Origin of the sequence: Neorhizobium sp. P12A, from assembly GCF_008365395.1 — a bacterium.
GTDB lineage: Bacteria > Pseudomonadota > Alphaproteobacteria > Rhizobiales > Rhizobiaceae > Rhizobium.
Genome location: NZ_QOVX01000001.1, coordinates 254,376 through 270,382, shown reverse-complemented (window position 1 = coordinate 270,382; position 16,007 = coordinate 254,376). Strand labels below are relative to the sequence as shown.

Genomic DNA, 16,007 nt, shown 5'->3' with positions numbered 1-16,007 from the left:
GTGAAGCGGCCAGAAGAGAAAAGTACATTCGATGAAACTGCGCGATCTCACCGGAGAAGGGTTTCCGGATCTCAACGGCCAAGTGGGCGGGGCACTCGGCGATCTGGACGTCAAGGGTCTGTCCGCCGACAGCCGCAAGATCACGCCCGGAATGGCCTTTGTGGCCGTTGCGGGCAGCAAGGCGGATGGCGCGAGTTTTATTGCCGATGCAGCTGCCCGCGGCGCTGCCGTCATCTTTGCAGCCCATGCAGCAGAGGCCGGCAATGTTCCTGTTCTGACCGTTTCCGAGCCGCGCCGGCTGCTGGCCGTGGCTGCTTCCCGCCTCTATGGCAAGCAACCTGAGACGATGGTCGCCGTGACCGGCACGGCCGGCAAGACCTCGGTTGCCTCCTTCACGCGCCAGATCTGGGCGCACGCGGGCCATCCCGCCGCCATGATCGGCACGACCGGTGTCATTTCCCCAAGCCGCAACGACTATGGTTCCCTGACGACGCCCGATCCGGTTTCACTGCACCAGTTGCTGGCGGAATTGGCGGATGAAGGCGTCACCCATGCGGCGATGGAGGCTTCCAGCCACGGTCTCGACCAGTTTCGCCTCGACGGCGTGAAGCTGTCTGCCGCAGCCTTCACCAATCTCGGCCGCGACCACATGGATTATCATCCGACCGTCGAGGACTACATGGCCGCGAAGATGCGGCTGTTCGAGGCGCTGCTGCCCAAGGGCTCGCCGGCAGTCATCTTCGCCGATGACGCCTGGTCGGATAAGGCGGTCGCCGTCGCTTCGGCCACGGGGCATGATGTGCGCACTGTCGGCCGCAGGGGTGGTTTCCTAACGCTGAAGCGCGTCGAGCATTTCCGCCACAAGCAGGTCGCCGAAGTTCACATCGGCGATGATATTTTCGAGGTCCATATTCCGCTGGCTGGTGATTTCCAGATCGCCAACGCGCTGGTCGCCGCCGGCCTCGCGATATCGACCGGCGTTCCGGCTTCGGTCGCCATGGCCGCACTCGAAAAATTGCAGGGCGCCTCCGGCCGGCTGGAGCTGGTCGGCCATACGAAAGACGGCGCGCTTGCCTATGTCGATTACGCCCACAAGCCGGACGCGCTTGAAAACGTGCTGACCTCGGTCAGGCCCTTCACAACGGGGCGCGTCATCGTCGTCTTCGGCTGCGGCGGGGATCGTGATCGCGGGAAACGACCGATCATGGGCGAGATCGCCTGCAGGCTGGCCGACACCGTCATCGTCACGGACGACAATCCGCGCTCGGAGGAGCCAGCGGCCATCCGCGCCGAGATCATGGCTGCTGCTGCTTGCGCCACCGAGATCGGCGACAGGGCGGCCGCGATCCGCGAGGCTGTTGGGATGCTGAAATCGGGCGATACGCTGATCGTCGCCGGCAAGGGACACGAGGAGGGGCAGACGATCGGAAGCGTCACCTTGCCTTTCTCCGACCATGCCGAAGTGCGCAAGGCGCTGGAGGAGCTTAAGTCGTGAGCTGGTTGTGGACATCCGAAGACATGGTCGCCGCCATGGCAGGTCGTCCCTTCGGGACACTGCCTGAGGGCATTACGGGTATTTCCATCGATAGCCGTTCGATCGCGCCGGGCGAGGCCTTCTTCGCTATCAAGGGCGATCGCGTCGACGGCCACGACTATGCCAGCATGGCGATGGCGAATGGTGCGGCACTGCTCGTGGTCAGCGAAGCGCGGCTTCCGGCCATGGGCCGGCTGACCATACCGATGATCGTCGTGGAAGACGTGCTCGATGCGCTGGCAAGACTTGGTGTTGCCGCCCGGCAGCGGACGGCCGCCAAGATCATCGCGGTCACGGGTTCCGTCGGCAAGACGACGACGAAGGAGATGCTGCGGCATGTTCTCAGCCCCTCTGGCAAGGTGCATGCGTCGGTCGCTTCCTTCAACAATCACTGGGGCGTGCCGCTGACGCTGGCGCGCATGCCGCGGGATACGGATTTCGGTGTCTTCGAAATCGGCATGAACCATCCCGGCGAGATTCGTCCGCTGGTGAAGATGGTGTCGCCGCATGTTGCGATCATTACGACGATCGCGCCGGCACATCTTGGCAATTTCAAGAGCATAAAGGAAATTGCTGCAGCAAAGGCTGAGATATTCGAGGGCCTCGTTCCCGGTGGTCATGTCATTCTCAATCGGGATAACGACCAGTTCAATTTCCTCGATCGCTCTGCCCAGGCCGTTGGTGTCGAGAACATTCATACTTTCGGCCAGCATGCCAAGGCGGATTTCCGCCTGGCTGAGTTCAACGGCTCGGAAGAGAATTCGGCGCTTTGGCTGACGCTCGGTGGCGAGACCGTCGAGATCGTGCTTGGGGCGCCCGGCCGCCACATAGCGGAAAATGCGCTTGCGGTGCTCGGCGCGGTGACGCTGGTTGGCGCCAACCTCGACGAGGCGATTGCAGCACTTGCGACGTTGAAGGCGGAAAAGGGCAGGGGCAAGCGGCACAAGCTTGCGATCGGCCACGGCCAGTTCACGCTGATCGATGAAAGCTACAACGCCAATCCCGCATCCATGCGGGCCGCCATTGCCTTGCTTGCCGCCGCCTCCGAGGGCAGAAGCCGACGGATCGCCGTTCTCGGCGACATGCTGGAGATGGGAGAATACGCGCAGAAGGTTCATGCCGATCTTGCAGGGCCCCTGCTGACTGCCGGGATCGAGCATGTCTGGCTCGCCGGTCCCGAGATGGCAGCGCTGAGGGATTCTCTGCCTGACAGCGTGCATGTGGAATATCGCGAGAAGACAGAGGATCTCGCGGCTTTTGTACTCAATTCGGTCGCTCCTGGCGACGTTTTGATGGTGAAATCGTCGCTGGGGACGGGTTTCGGGAAGATCGTGGCGGCTTTGCTTGACAAGTTTCCCGCATTCTCCGACACGGAGCCCTATTCGTAATCGGGGCTGCAGAAAGGGCTCTTAATGCTGATCTGGCTGGTCGAACTGTCGGACCATATAAAATTTTTCAACCTTTTCAGGTACATTACGTTCCGCACAGGGGCCGCACTGTTCACCTCGGCTGCGATCGTTTTCCTTTTCGGCCCGAGAATCATTGCTTCGCTGCGCGTTCGCCAGGGCAAGGGTCAGCCGATCCGTGCCGACGGCCCCCAGACCCACTTCAAGAAGGCCGGCACGCCGACCATGGGCGGGCTGATGATCATCGCCGGCATCGTGGGGTCCTGCCTGCTTTGGGCCGACCTTTCCAGCGTCTATGTCGTCGCGGTGCTGCTTGTGACGCTCGGTTTCGGCGCGATCGGCTTCTATGACGATTACCTCAAGGTCACCAAGCAGAGCGACAAGGGTTTTTCGGGCCGCGCTCGCCTTGGCATCGAGTTCCTGATTGCCGCGATTGCCGTCTATTTCATGATGCGGACGGCGCTTGCGTCCGGACCGGCGGGATCGACATTCGGCTCCTCGATCGCCTTTCCCTTCTTCAAGGACTTCATGATCAATCTCGGGATGTTCTTCGTCCTGTTCGGCGCCTTTGTGATCGTGTCTGCCGGCAATGCCGTCAACCTGACGGACGGTCTGGATGGTCTTGCCATCGTGCCTGTGATGATTGCTGCGGCGTCCTTCGGCGTTATCGCCTATCTCGCCGGTAACGTGGTTTTCGCCAACTACCTGCAGATCAATTTCGTTCCGGGCACGGGCGAACTGTCAGTGGTGCTCGGCGCTGTGATCGGGGCGGGTCTTGGTTTCCTGTGGTTCAATGCGCCGCCGGCCGCTATCTTCATGGGGGATACCGGCTCTCTCGCGCTCGGCGGCATGATCGGTACCGTGGCTGTTGCCACCAAGCATGAGATCGTCATGGCGATCATCGGCGGTCTCTTCGTGATGGAGACGCTTTCGGTCATCATCCAGGTCGGTTTCTTCAAGTTGACCAAGCGCCGCGTCTTCCTCATGGCGCCGATCCATCATCACTTCGAAAAGAAGGGTTGGACGGAAAGCCAGGTTGTCGTCCGCTTCTGGATCATTGCCGTGGTGCTTGCCATGGTCGGCCTCTCCACGCTGAAGCTGCGGTGAGGCAGAGATGATCCCGGTCACCACGCTCAGGGACAAGAAGGTCGCGCTCTTCGGATTGGGTGGCTCGGGTTTCGCCACGGCTCGCGCGCTGATGCTCGGCGGGGCCGACGTGACCGCCTGGGACGACAATCCCGATAGCGTGACGAAGGCGGCGGCCGAGGGCATCCATACCGCCGATCTCAGGACGATCGACTGGAGCGTTCTTTCGGTCTTCGTGCTCTCGCCCGGCGTGCCACTGACGCATCCGAAGCCGCACTGGACCGTCGATCTGGCCCGGGCTGCCGGCGTCGATATCATCGGCGATGTCGAGCTGTTCGTTCGCGAACGTCGCGCCCATGCGCCGGATTGCCCGTTCATTGCGATTACGGGCACCAACGGCAAGTCTACGACGACGGCATTGATTGCGCATATCCTGAAGGCAAGCGGTCGTGATACGCAGCTCGGCGGCAATATCGGTACGGCGATCCTGACGCTGGAGCCGCCCAAGGCCGAACGTTACTATGTGGTCGAGTGCTCGTCCTACCAGATCGACCTTGCCCCGACGCTCAACCCTACCGCCGGCATCCTGCTCAACCTGACGCCTGACCATCTCGACCGCCACGGCACGATGCAGCATTATGCCGACATCAAGGAACGACTGGTGGCCGGCAGCAATGTCGCGGTCGTGGGCGTTGATGACAGCTATTCGACGCTGATTGCAGATCGCGTGGAGCGGGCCGGGGTAAAAGTGATGCGTATCTCCCGCCGTCTTGTGCTGGCTGACGGGCTTTACGCGGACGGCAGCCGCATTGTTCAGGCTTCCAGCGGTGCGACATCCGATATCGCCGACCTGGAGGGTATCCAGACGCTGCGCGGCAGTCACAACGCACAGAATGCGGCAGCCGCGATTGCCGCGTGCCTTGCGGTCGGAGTTTCCGCTGACGACATCAGGGCCGGCCTAAAGTCATTTCCCGGCCTGAAGCATCGCATGCAGCCCGTTGGACGCCGCGGCGATGTCGTCTTCGTCAACGACAGCAAGGCGACCAATGCCGATGCCGCCGCACCGGCGCTTTCCAGCTACGACCGGATCTACTGGATCGCCGGCGGCCTTCCGAAAGAGGGTGGCATCACGACGCTGTCGCCAGTGTTCCCGCGGATCGTGAAGGCCTATCTGATCGGCGAGGCGGCACCTGCTTTTGCAGCAACGCTTGGTGAAGCCGTTCCTTACGAGATATCAGGCACGCTTGAGCGCGCCGTGTCGCATGCGGCAGCCGACTCAGAGAAAGACGAGAACGGCCCATCCGCCGTCATGTTGTCTCCGGCTTGCGCAAGCTTCGACCAATATAAGAACTTTGAAGTTCGCGGTGATGCATTCGTCAGTCACGTGGCCGCGCTCGATAACGTCACCATGCTGATCGGTTCAGCGACAGGAGGCAAATGAGATGGTAAGCCGCGTGGAACGTGGGGCTCTGGCCGATTGGTTCTGGACGATCGACCGATTTTTCCTGGCGATATTCATCCTCTTGATGGGCATCGGCTTCATGCTCTCTTTTGCCGGTTCGCCGGCGGTGGCGCAGCGTATCGGCCTTGAGCCCTTCTTTTTCGTCAAGCGCCACGCGATATTCCTGGTGCCCGCCATCGGTGCGATGATCGGTCTCTCTTTCCTGACGACCCGGCAGGTACGCCGCGCTGCGGTGATCATTCTGGTCCTGTCGCTGGCGATGATGGTGTTCGCACTGTTCTTCGGTGTCGAGGTCAAGGGATCGCGGCGCTGGGTCAACATCGCGAGCCTGTCGATCCAGCCCTCCGAGTTTATGAAGCCGGCCTTCGTTGTCGTCTGCGCCTGGCTGTTTGCAGAGCACGCCCGCCAGCCGGAAATCCCCGGTAACCTCTTCGCCATCATTCTCTATGGTATTGTTGCGGCTCTGCTGGTTGCGCAGCCCGACCTTGGTCAGACCATTCTGACGACGGCGGTCTGGGCCGGCATGTTCTTCATGGCCGGCATGCCCTGGCTATGGATCGTGGTGTTTGGCGGCATGGGTGCCGGCGGTCTCGTCAGCGCGTACTATGTCTTCCCGCACGTGGCGCTTCGAATAAACAAGTTCCTCACGGGCGAGGGCGATACGTTCCAGGTCGATACGGCCCGTGAGGCGATCATCCGTGGTAACTGGTTCGGCGTCGGGCCGGGCGAGGGCATCGTCAAGCGCATCATCCCGGATGCGCATACCGACTTCATCTTCTCTGTCGCTGCCGAGGAATTCGGTATTATCTTCTGCATCACCCTGGTGCTGATCTTTGCGGTGCTGGTGCTACGCGGCCTTTCGCTTGCCTATCGTGAAAGGAACGACTTCAACCGCTTTGCGGTGGCCGGCCTCGTGCTGCAGATCGGTATCCAGTCGATCATCAATGTCGGCGTGAACCTGCAGCTGTTGCCGGCAAAGGGCATGACCCTGCCGCTGATTTCCTACGGCGGCTCCTCGATGACGGCGATCGGCGTCACGGCAGGTTTCATTCTGGCGCTCACACGGCATAGGCCGGAAAAGCGCGCGCAGGAGCGCAGCCTGTTCCGTGTAACGCACGGCCTGCCGGCGGAGTAAGCACATGAGCAAGGGTATCATTCTTCTCGCAGCCGGTGGCACGGGCGGTCATGTCTTCCCGGCTGAAGCGCTTGGCCACAAGTTGAAGGAACGCGGCTATTCGGTGCATCTGGTCACAGACAGCCGTGCCGAGCGCTATGCCGGCAAGTTTCCGGCGGACGAGATCCATGTCGTTCCATCGGCAACGATCGGCTCCAAGAACCCGATCAAGCTGGCGCGCTCGCTGCTGACGCTCTGGATCGGCATGCGTGCTGCGCGAAAGCTGCTGCGCAATATCCGGCCACTATGCGTCGTCGGCTTTGGCGGCTATCCGACCATTCCACCGTTGCTTGCCGCAACGCGCATGGGTTTGCCGTCGATGATTCATGAGCAGAACGCTGTCATGGGCCGCGCCAACAAGGCCTTAGCGCCGCGCGTTGCGGCAATCGCCGGCGGCTTTCTTCCTGAAACTGGCGGCGCCTTTCCCGAGAAGACCGTGACAACAGGCAATCCGGTGCGCCCCGCGGTCATCGAGGCTGCCAAGCGGCCCTACGTGCCCTCCGGCCCGAATGATCCATTCAATCTGGTCGTCTTCGGCGGTAGCCAGGGTGCGCAGTATTTTTCCAAGGTCGTGCCGACCGCCGTCAGCCTGTTGGACGACGATCTGCGCAAGCGGCTTCGGATCACCCAGCAGGTCCGGCCGGAGGATATGGAAACCGTCCAGAACTGCGCCGTCCGGTTGGAAATGGGCGTCGAGATTGCGCCGTTCTTCAACGACATGGCGGAGCGAATTGGTGCTGCCCATCTCGTCGTCTGCCGGTCGGGAGCATCCACCGTTTCGGAAATTTCGGTTATTGGACGTCCTGCCATTCTCGTGCCCTATCCCTATGCTCTGGATCATGACCAGGCGGCGAATGCGGCGGCACTGGCAGCGACGGGCGGAGCCAAGGTCATCGTCCAGTCAGAACTTTCGGCAGAAAAACTGTCTGCAATCCTGCGTGGTGCCATGACCTCGCCTGAAAAGCTCGCGAAAATGGCGGCGGCGGCCAAGCTCGCCGGCAAGCCTGACGCGGCGAGCTTGCTTGCCAACATGGTCGAGGCTATTGCGGGCAAACGTTCAATTGCAGAATTCAAGGGGGCAGGCGCATGAAGCTGCCGAAGGCTATCGGCCTTGTACATTTCATCGGTATCGGCGGCATCGGCATGAGCGGCATCGCCGAGGTGCTGCACAATCTCGGCCATAGGGTCCAGGGCTCGGACCAGTCGGAAAGCGCAAACGTCCAGCGGTTGCGTGACAAGGGGATCGAGGTCCATATCGGCCACAAGGCCGAAAACCTGGGCGATGCGGAAGTCGTTGTCGTTTCCACCGCCATCAAGAAAAGCAATCCGGAACTGATTGCCGCGCGCGAAAAGCTGCTGCCGGTCGTCCGCCGCGCCGAGATGCTGGCCGAATTGATGCGCTTCCGCAATGCGATCGCCATTGGCGGCACGCATGGCAAGACGACGACGACCTCGCTGGTCGCAACGCTGCTTGAGGCCGGTGGGCTCGATCCGACGGTTATCAACGGCGGCATCATCAATGCTTACGGCACCAATGCGCGCATGGGCGAAGGCGAGTGGATGGTGGTCGAGGCCGACGAATCGGACGGGACCTTCCTGAAGCTGCCGGCCGACGTTGCCGTCATCACCAATATCGATCCGGAGCATCTGGATCACTACGGCAATTTCGATGCCGTCCGCGCCGCCTTCCGGCAATTCGTCGAGAATGTGCCGTTCTATGGTTTCGGCGTCCTGTGCCTCGATCATCCCGAGGTGCAAGCTCTCGTCGGTCGTATCGAGGATCGCAAGGTCGTCACCTACGGCGAGAACCCGCAGGCGGATGTCCGCTTCAAGAATGTACGCATCGATGGCACGCGTTCGCTCTTCGACGTCGAAATCCGCAGGCGGCGCACGGGCAGGGTGATCGAGCTGAACGATCTCGTCATGCCGATGCCGGGGCGGCACAATATCGCCAATGCGACGGCAGCCGTGGCGGTTGCCAATAGGCTCGGCATTTCGAACGAGAATATCGCCAAGGGCCTCGCTTCTTTCGGCGGGGTGAAGCGGCGGTTTACGCTGACGGGCGAGTGGAATGGCGTGAAGGTCTTCGACGACTACGGCCACCATCCGGTCGAGATCAAGGCTGTGCTGAAGGCGGCGCGCGAAGCCTGCGCCGGGCGCATCATCGCGGTCCATCAGCCGCATCGATATACGCGCCTGTCGAGCCTCTTCGAGGAATTTGCGGCCTGCTTCAACGATGCGGACAGCATCTTCCTCGCGCCGGTCTACTCCGCCGGCGAAGAGCCGATCGAAGGCGCGGACTCGGAGTCGCTCGTTTCCCGCATCAAGGCAGGCGGCCATCGTGATGCACGCTTCCTTCCGTCGCCCGATCGTCTGGCACCCATGGTTGCGGAGATTGCGCGTCCGGGTGATTTTGTGGTTTTGTTAGGGGCTGGCAGCATAACGTATTGGGCAGCAGCGTTGCCAAAGGAACTGGAAGGCCTCTCGGGTAAGTCCGTATGAAACAAGTGAATGGGGAAAAGCTTCTCGCCTCCCTGGGCGACGGCGTAAAAAATATCAGGGGTCGACTGACACCGGACTCTCCGATGGACCGTGTGACGTGGTTCCGCGCGGGTGGCTTGGCGGAGCTGATGTTCCAGCCACATGACGTGGACGACCTCGTCGCCTTTCTGAATATTCTGCCGGATGAGGTTCCGCTGACGGTTGTCGGCGTCGGGTCCAACATCCTGGTGCGCGATGGCGGGATCCCCGGTGTCGTTCTCAGGCTTTCCGCCAAGGGCTTCGGTTCGGTGGAGTTGGCCGGCGAAAACCGTATCATCGCCGGCGCGATCTGCCCGGACAAGCACGTCGCCGCCATGGCGATGGACAACGGTATCGGCGGCTTCCATTTCTACTACGGCATTCCCGGCGGCATCGGCGGTGCGGCACGGATGAATGCCGGCGCTAACGGTGTCGAGACCCGTGAACGTGTGGTCGAGGTTCATGCGGTGGACCGCAAGGGCAACAAGCGGGTGCTGTCCAACGCAGAGATGGGATACACCTATCGCCATTCTTCCGCGCCGGACGATCTGATTTTCACGCACGTCGTTTTCGAGGGGTATCCCGAGGACCGTGCGAAGATCCGGGCCGAAATGGACGAGGTGCGCAGTCACCGCGAGACCGTTCAGCCGGTGCGCGAGAAGACCGGCGGTTCCACCTTCAAGAACCCTGAAGGTCATTCCGCCTGGAAGCTGATCGACGAAGCGGGCTGCCGCGGTCTGGTCATTGGCGGCGCGCAGATGTCCTCGCTTCACTGCAATTTCATGATCAACATGGGTCAGGCGACCGGCTATGATCTCGAATATCTCGGCGAGCAAGTCCGCCGCGAGGTATTCGAGAAGTCGGGCATCAAGCTCGAGTGGGAGATCAAGCGGCTTGGCCTGTTCATGCCCGGTCGCGAGGTCCGCCCGTTCCAGGGCGTGATGAGCGAATAACGCTTTCAATACTGCCTAAAAGGAAAGGCCGCGGCGATCACTCGCCGCGGCCTTTCTGCATTCAGATCGGGAGGCTTGCGCCACCCGAGAAGCTTAGACTTCCTCGTTGCCCGACAGCAGGATGCCGATCAGCGAGAGGACGGCGGCGCCGGCCAGATAGTAGCCGACATAGCTCAGGCTGTAATTGGTCGCGAGCCAGGTGGCGATGTAAGGCGCCAGCGACGCACCGACGATGCCGCCGAGGTTGAAGGTCATCGAAGCGCCGGTATAGCGCACCGCGGTCGGGAAGGGGGCTGCAAGCGCTGCGCCGATCGGACCGTAGGTGAAGCCCATCAGGGCGAGACCGATGATCGAGCAGGCAAAGGCGCCGCCGAGGCCAGCCGTCAGCAACGGTGCGTAGAACAGGCCGAAGATAAAAATGCCGATCGTCGTCAGGATCAGGATCAGGCGGCGCGAGTAGAGGTCGGAAAGCCAGCCCGAGAGCGGGATGGTCAGGCCGAAGAAGACGACGCCAACGAGCTGGACCACCAGGAACTGCTGCTGCGAGTAGCCAAGGCCCTTCGGGCTCGTACCCCAGCTCAACGTGAAGGCGGTCATCAGATAGAAGAGCACGAAGGTGGCGACGGCGATGATCGTGCCGAGGATGAGGCTGCGCAGATAAGTCGAGAAGATGACGGCGACCGGAACGGAAACGCGCTCTGCCTTCTCGATTGCCCGCTGGAATTCCGGGGTCTCGGTGATCTTCAGGCGGACGTAGAGGCCGATTGCCACAAGCGCGATGCTGATGATGAACGGAATGCGCCAGCCATAGTTGTTGAAATCCTCAACCGTCATGCTCGTGCGCAGGATCAGGAAGAGGCCGGCAGACAGGATGAAGCCGATCGGCGCGCCAAGCTGCGGGAACATGGCATACCAGCTGCGCTTGCCTTCGGGCGCGTTTTCGGTCGCAAGCAGGACGGCACCGCCCCATTCGCCACCGAGGCCGAGGCCCTGGCCGAGACGGCAGGCAGCCAGCAACAGCGGCGCCGCAATGCCGATCGAGGCGTAGCCCGGCAAAAGGCCGATGACGACGGTCGAAAGGCCCATGGTCATGAGCGCTGCAACCAGCGTCGCCTTGCGGCCGATCCGGTCGCCGAAATGGCCAAAAATCATGGCGCCGAGGGGACGGGCGAAGAAGGCGATCGAGAAGGTGGCGAAGGACTGCAGCGTTGCAGAGGTCGGATCGCTCGAGGGGAAGAACAGCGCCGGGAAGACAAGCACGGCCGCCGTCGCGTAAGCATAGAAGTCAAAAAATTCAATCGTTGTGCCGATCAAACTCGCGATCAGAACACGCGCCGGAGAATTCAAGACGACGTTGTTCGAAGACGAGGGGCTCGGCGACAAGGGTGTTATCGCATCAGTCATTATACTACCAATCCCGGATATTTCGTTTCCTTAACGGGCATTAACGCAATTTTCGGTCGGGGCAAACGTCAAAAGCGCAACAATGCTACGAAAATTGATGTAGCGTCGCAGCAAAGCGGCATCGGAGATCGGTAAGGTGCGGATGTTTGCTTTTCCGTGCGACACAGGCGAACTCCTCTCAAGTTCCCTTGACGAGAATCGCCTTTGAGTTGAAATTCCTCGGCATTTCGGAATTGAACCCCAACAGGAGGGTAGTATGCAGCGGAAACTCATTGCTGAATTTCTAGGAACGTTCTGGCTTGTCTTCGGTGGCTGCGGTGCCGCTATTTTCGCAGCTGCATTCCCAACTCTCGGGATCGGCTTTTTGGGTGTGGCGCTGGCTTTCGGTCTGACCGTTCTGACCATGGCCTTTGCTGTCGGCGGTATCTCGGGCGGACATTTCAATCCTGCCGTCACTGTCGGCGTTGCGGTTGCGGGCAAGTTTCCCGCTTCGAATGTCATTCCCTATATAGTCGTGCAGGTCATCGGCGCGATCGTTGCGGCCGCAGTCCTCTATCTGATCGCCAGCGGCAAGGCCGACTTCCAACTCGGTGGATTTGCTGCAAACGGCTATGGCGAGCATTCGCCGGGCGGCTATGGCATGGTATCGGCGCTGGTGGCGGAAATCGTGCTGACGATGTTCTTCCTGATCGTCATCCTGGGTTCCACGAGCGGACGCGTGCCGGCAGGCTTTGCCCCTATCGCCATCGGATTGGCGCTGACCCTCATTCATCTTATCAGCATTCCGATTACCAATACGTCAGTCAATCCTGCCCGGTCGACAGGTCAGGCGCTGTTCGTCGGCGGCTGGGCGCTGCAGCAGCTGTGGCTGTTCTGGCTGGCGCCGCTGGTCGGCGGTGCGCTGGGCGGAATCGTCTGGAAGCTTCTGGACGAAGACGGCTGATCCGTTAACGCTCTTTGCCACATTTTCCTAAAGGCCCGCGGCGATACCCGCGGGCCTTTTTGCTTTCGTAAACCTGTGGAAAATGCTTGCCTAAGTCTCAACTCTCTGATTCTAAGGGAGGAATTCCCCCGCCTGTTTGATTCCATGACGGATGTTCGGCTTGGGGACATCATCTGCAGGTTAACCAAAGTAAACACTTCATTAACCATAATGCAGTTCTAATAAGCGTATTGCAGCACAGTGAGATTCTCCGGAGCGGAGGGTGAAGGCGCTGCGTAGCTTGAGTGTGGTGATTGGGGGTATTTATGGGCGACAAGCATGTTGCTGTCCTTTTGGGCGGATTTTCCTCGGAGAGGCCCGTCAGCCTGTCCTCGGGGACAGCGTGCGCAGAAGCGCTCGAAGGCGAGGGCTTTAAGGTTACGCGTCTGGATGTCGATCGCGATATCTCGGCCCGGTTGGCGGATTTGAAGCCTGACGTCGTTTTCAACGCCTTGCACGGCCCGTTCGGCGAGGATGGCACCATCCAAGGCATCCTCGAATATCTCGGCATTCCCTACACCCATTCCGGCATCCTTGCGTCCGCGCTTGCGATGGACAAGTCCCGCGCCAAGACCGTGGCTGCGGCCGCTGGCATCCCTGTTGCGGAATCGCTGGTGACGAGCCGGTTTGCGATCAAGAACGTGCATCCCCTCAAGCCGCCATATGTCGTGAAGCCCGTAAAGGAAGGTTCCAGCTTCGGTGTCGTCATCGTGCAGGAGGATCAGTCTCACCCTCCGCAGGTGATCTCTTCTCCCGAATGGCGCTACGGCGATGAAGTGCTCGTGGAGCGCTACGTTCACGGCCGCGAACTGACCTGCGGCGTCATGGGCGATACCGTGCTTGGCGTGACGGAGATCGTGCCGCTGGGGCACAGCTTCTACGACTACGACGCCAAGTATGTGAAGGGTGGATCAAAACACGTCATCCCTGCAGAAATTTCACCGATTATTTACCAAAAAGTACAAGAATTGGCGTTAAGGGCGCATCAAGCAATCGGCTGCCGCGGCGTCAGTCGGTCTGACTTCCGTTTTGACGATCGCTTTTCCGAAGAGGGTGAACTTATCTGGCTGGAGATCAATACTCAGCCCGGCATGACTCCCACCTCGCTGGTGCCTGAAATGGCCGCTCATGCCGGCTACTCGTTTGGCGAATTTCTCCGTTGGATGGTGGGGGACGCTTCTTGTTTGCGCTGACGGTCAAGGGGATGAGGCGATCCCGCCATCGGGTCGTGACCTCCATGGATGAGGCGGAAGACCTCTTCGTGCTGCCGCGCCCTCTGCGCCGCACGGTTCGCTTCCTCGTGAGCCTCGGCTCCGGGCGCATCAACATTCCCGCACACACGGGTACCGTCTCTGCTCTCGCATTCCTGGCGGCAACGGGTCTCTACGGCATGTCCCTTGGTGGCCATGCCCAGACCGTTGCGCAGGCGACGACGACCGCTGCCGGTTTTGCCATCGAAGACGTGAAAGTTTCCGGCAACGCGCAGACGTCGGAGATCGAAATCCTGCAGTTGCTCGGCCTTGACGGCACGACCTCGCTTGTTGCGCTCGACGTGGATGCTGCCCGGCAGAAGATTGCCAGCCTTCCCTGGGTCGAGAGCGTCGATGTTCGCAAGGTCTATCCGAAGACCATTGAGGTAAAACTTGTTGAGAAGACCGCTTACGGCATCTGGCAGCACGGCTCTGAATTGTCGCTGATCGAGAAGAACGGCACCGTGATCGCGCCCCTGCGTGACAACAAGTTTGCCTCGCTGCCTCTCTTTGTCGGGCGCGATGCGGAAACGGCTGCGGCTTCGATCGAGGGTGAATTCGGCGACTGGCCTGACATTCGCAGCCACGTGAAGGCATTCGTGCGTGTCGCCGGGCGCCGCTGGGATCTCTATCTCGACAATGGCATCGTCATAAAGCTGCCGGAAGAAGGCGTTCCGCGCGCGCTGGCGCTGCTGACGAAGATGAACAAGGAAGACAATCTGTTGCAACGCGATATCGCGGCAGTCGATTTTCGTCTGGAAGACCGTACGGCCATTCAGCTGACCCCGGATGCGGCAGTTCGCCGTCAGGCTGCTGTCGACGCCAGAAACAAGGCTTTGAAGAAGGCGGGGCAGGATACATGAGCTTATTTGGTTCGTCCCATTTCGGTCTGCCGCGCCTGAAGCCGCTGTCATCGAAGCGGTCGCATATCGTCTCCGTGCTCGATATCGGCTCGACCAAGGTCGTGTGCATGATTGGCCGCCTGACGCCCCGCGAGGAAAGCCAGGTTCTGCCGAATCGTACGCACAATATCGAGATCATCGGGATCGGCCACCAGCGGTCGCGCGGCATCAAGACCGGCGTAATCACCGACCTGGATGCGCTCGAAGGCGTTATCCGTCTTGCCGTCGATGCGGCCGAGCGAATGGCAGGGCTGACCGTCGAAAGCCTGATCGTCAACGTTTCGGCCGGCCGGCTGGGCAGCGACATCTATACCGCGACGATCGATCTCGGCGGCCAGGAAGTTGAAGGCAACGATCTGAAAAAGGTGCTTGCCGCAGCCTGCCAGCAATCGCTTCGCCAGGATCGCGCGATCCTGCATTCGCTTGCGACCGGCTATTCGCTCGACGGCGAGCGCGGCATTCGCGATCCGCTGGCGATGTTCGGCGATGCCCTCGGTGTCGACATGCATGTCGTGACCGCCGAGCGCGCAGCACTTCGCAACATCGAACTCAGCGTCAACCGCGCCCATCTTTCGGTCGAGGGCATGGTGGCGACGCCCTATGCAAGCGGACTTGCCGCTCTCGTCGACGATGAGGTCGAGCTTGGCTGCGCTGCAATCGATATGGGTGGCGGCACGACGACGATCTCCGTCTTTGCTGAGGGCAAGCTGGTGCACACGGATGCAGTGAGCATCGGCGGCCATCACATCACGACAGACCTTGCTCGCGGCCTTTCCACCCGCATCGAGGATGCGGAGCGGCTGAAGGTCGTGCATGCTTCGGCTCTGCCGAATTCATCTGATGAACGCGAGCTGATCTCGATCCCGCCGATCGGCGAGGACGATCGCGATCAGCCGACACAAGTTCCGCGCGGTTTGGTATCGCGCATCGTGCGGGCCCGTATTGAAGAGACGCTGGAGCTGATCCGCGACCGTATCCAGCGTTCGGGCTTCAGCCCGATCGTCGGCAAGCGCGTCGTCTTGACCGGCGGCGGCAGCCAGCTCACCGGCCTGCCGGAAGTAGCCCGCCAGATCCTGGCGCGCAACGTCCGCATCGGCCGCCCGATGGGTGTGTCCGGCCTGCCGACAGCGGCCAAGGGCCCGGCCTTTTCGACGGCCGTCGGGCTGATGATCTATCCGCAGGTCGCGGAGATGGAGACACATGCGTCGGGAAGCGGACTGCTTTCCTCGCTTGGGGGTAACAACAGCCGGATCGCCCGCGTCGGGCAATGGCTGAAAGAGAGTTTTTGAGTAAGTGGCACCGGAGCGTACGAGGCGCTTCCAGGTGTTCGAACA

The 16,007-nt window shown here is 60.9% G+C and carries 13 protein-coding genes; 12 read left to right on the top strand and 1 reads right to left on the bottom strand.

What is annotated here, in order from left to right; genetic code table 11:
• The first annotated feature begins 31 nt into the window (after positions 1–31).
• The 8 genes from DTW90_RS01245 to murB are packed head-to-tail and all read left to right on the top strand — an operon-like array spanning position 32 to position 10,135.
• Positions 32–1,495: a UDP-N-acetylmuramoyl-L-alanyl-D-glutamate--2,6-diaminopimelate ligase gene (locus DTW90_RS01245; protein ID WP_149336087.1), complete on the top strand. Its 1,464-nt coding sequence runs from the start codon at positions 32–34 to the stop codon at positions 1,493–1,495.
• Entirely contained in the window at positions 1,492–2,922 is a 1,431-nt protein-coding gene (locus tag DTW90_RS01240; RefSeq protein WP_149336086.1) for a UDP-N-acetylmuramoylalanyl-D-glutamyl-2,6-diaminopimelate--D-alanyl-D-alanine ligase, read from the top strand. The genes DTW90_RS01245 and DTW90_RS01240 overlap by 4 nt, the downstream gene beginning before the upstream one ends.
• Before the next feature lie 24 nt (positions 2,923–2,946).
• The gene (mraY, locus tag DTW90_RS01235; RefSeq protein WP_132524223.1) at positions 2,947–4,047 is read left to right on the top strand and encodes a phospho-N-acetylmuramoyl-pentapeptide-transferase; all 1,101 of its coding nucleotides are present in this window, start codon (positions 2,947–2,949) and stop codon (positions 4,045–4,047) included.
• A gap of 7 nt (positions 4,048–4,054) precedes the next feature.
• Complete coding sequence (murD, locus tag DTW90_RS01230; RefSeq protein WP_149336085.1) at positions 4,055–5,467, top strand: UDP-N-acetylmuramoyl-L-alanine--D-glutamate ligase; 1,413 nt, start codon at positions 4,055–4,057, stop codon at positions 5,465–5,467.
• A 1-nt stretch (position 5,468) separates the two neighbouring features.
• A complete protein-coding gene (ftsW, locus tag DTW90_RS01225) occupies positions 5,469–6,623 on the top strand; it encodes a putative lipid II flippase FtsW (RefSeq protein ID WP_132524225.1) in 1,155 nt (384 codons plus the stop codon).
• Positions 6,624–6,627: 4 nt separating this feature from the next.
• Positions 6,628–7,752, top strand: a complete 1,125-nt coding sequence (gene murG / locus DTW90_RS01220) for an undecaprenyldiphospho-muramoylpentapeptide beta-N-acetylglucosaminyltransferase (RefSeq protein WP_132524226.1) — start codon at positions 6,628–6,630, stop codon at positions 7,750–7,752.
• Positions 7,749–9,164: a UDP-N-acetylmuramate--L-alanine ligase gene (gene murC, locus DTW90_RS01215; RefSeq protein WP_132524227.1), complete on the top strand. Its 1,416-nt coding sequence runs from the start codon at positions 7,749–7,751 to the stop codon at positions 9,162–9,164. The genes murG and murC overlap by 4 nt, the downstream gene beginning before the upstream one ends.
• Positions 9,161–10,135 (top strand): UDP-N-acetylmuramate dehydrogenase, encoded by a 975-nt coding sequence (gene murB, locus DTW90_RS01210; protein ID WP_149336084.1) that lies wholly within the window; start codon positions 9,161–9,163, stop codon positions 10,133–10,135. Before murC ends, murB begins: the two co-directional genes overlap by 4 nt.
• A 93-nt stretch (positions 10,136–10,228) precedes the next feature.
• Here murB and DTW90_RS01205 read toward each other — a convergent pair whose 3' ends face one another.
• Positions 10,229–11,539: an MFS transporter gene (locus DTW90_RS01205; protein WP_149336083.1), complete on the bottom strand. Its 1,311-nt coding sequence runs from the start codon at positions 11,537–11,539 to the stop codon at positions 10,229–10,231.
• Between the two features lie 256 nt (positions 11,540–11,795).
• Here DTW90_RS01205 and aqpZ point away from each other — a divergent pair, with 256 nt between their 5' ends.
• The 4 genes from aqpZ (at position 11,796) to ftsA (ending at position 15,962) form a co-directional block, all read left to right on the top strand.
• Positions 11,796–12,482: an aquaporin Z gene (gene aqpZ, locus DTW90_RS01200; protein WP_149336082.1), complete on the top strand. Its 687-nt coding sequence runs from the start codon at positions 11,796–11,798 to the stop codon at positions 12,480–12,482.
• Between the two features lie 305 nt (positions 12,483–12,787).
• Entirely contained in the window at positions 12,788–13,714 is a 927-nt protein-coding gene (locus DTW90_RS01195) for a D-alanine--D-alanine ligase (RefSeq protein WP_149336081.1), read from the top strand.
• A complete protein-coding gene (locus tag DTW90_RS01190; protein WP_149336080.1) occupies positions 13,702–14,634 on the top strand; it encodes a cell division protein FtsQ/DivIB in 933 nt (310 codons plus the stop codon). Before DTW90_RS01195 ends, DTW90_RS01190 begins: the two co-directional genes overlap by 13 nt.
• Positions 14,631–15,962, top strand: a complete 1,332-nt coding sequence (ftsA, locus tag DTW90_RS01185) for a cell division protein FtsA (RefSeq protein ID WP_132524232.1) — start codon at positions 14,631–14,633, stop codon at positions 15,960–15,962. The genes DTW90_RS01190 and ftsA overlap by 4 nt, the downstream gene beginning before the upstream one ends.
• The last annotated feature ends 45 nt before the right edge of the window (positions 15,963–16,007 follow it).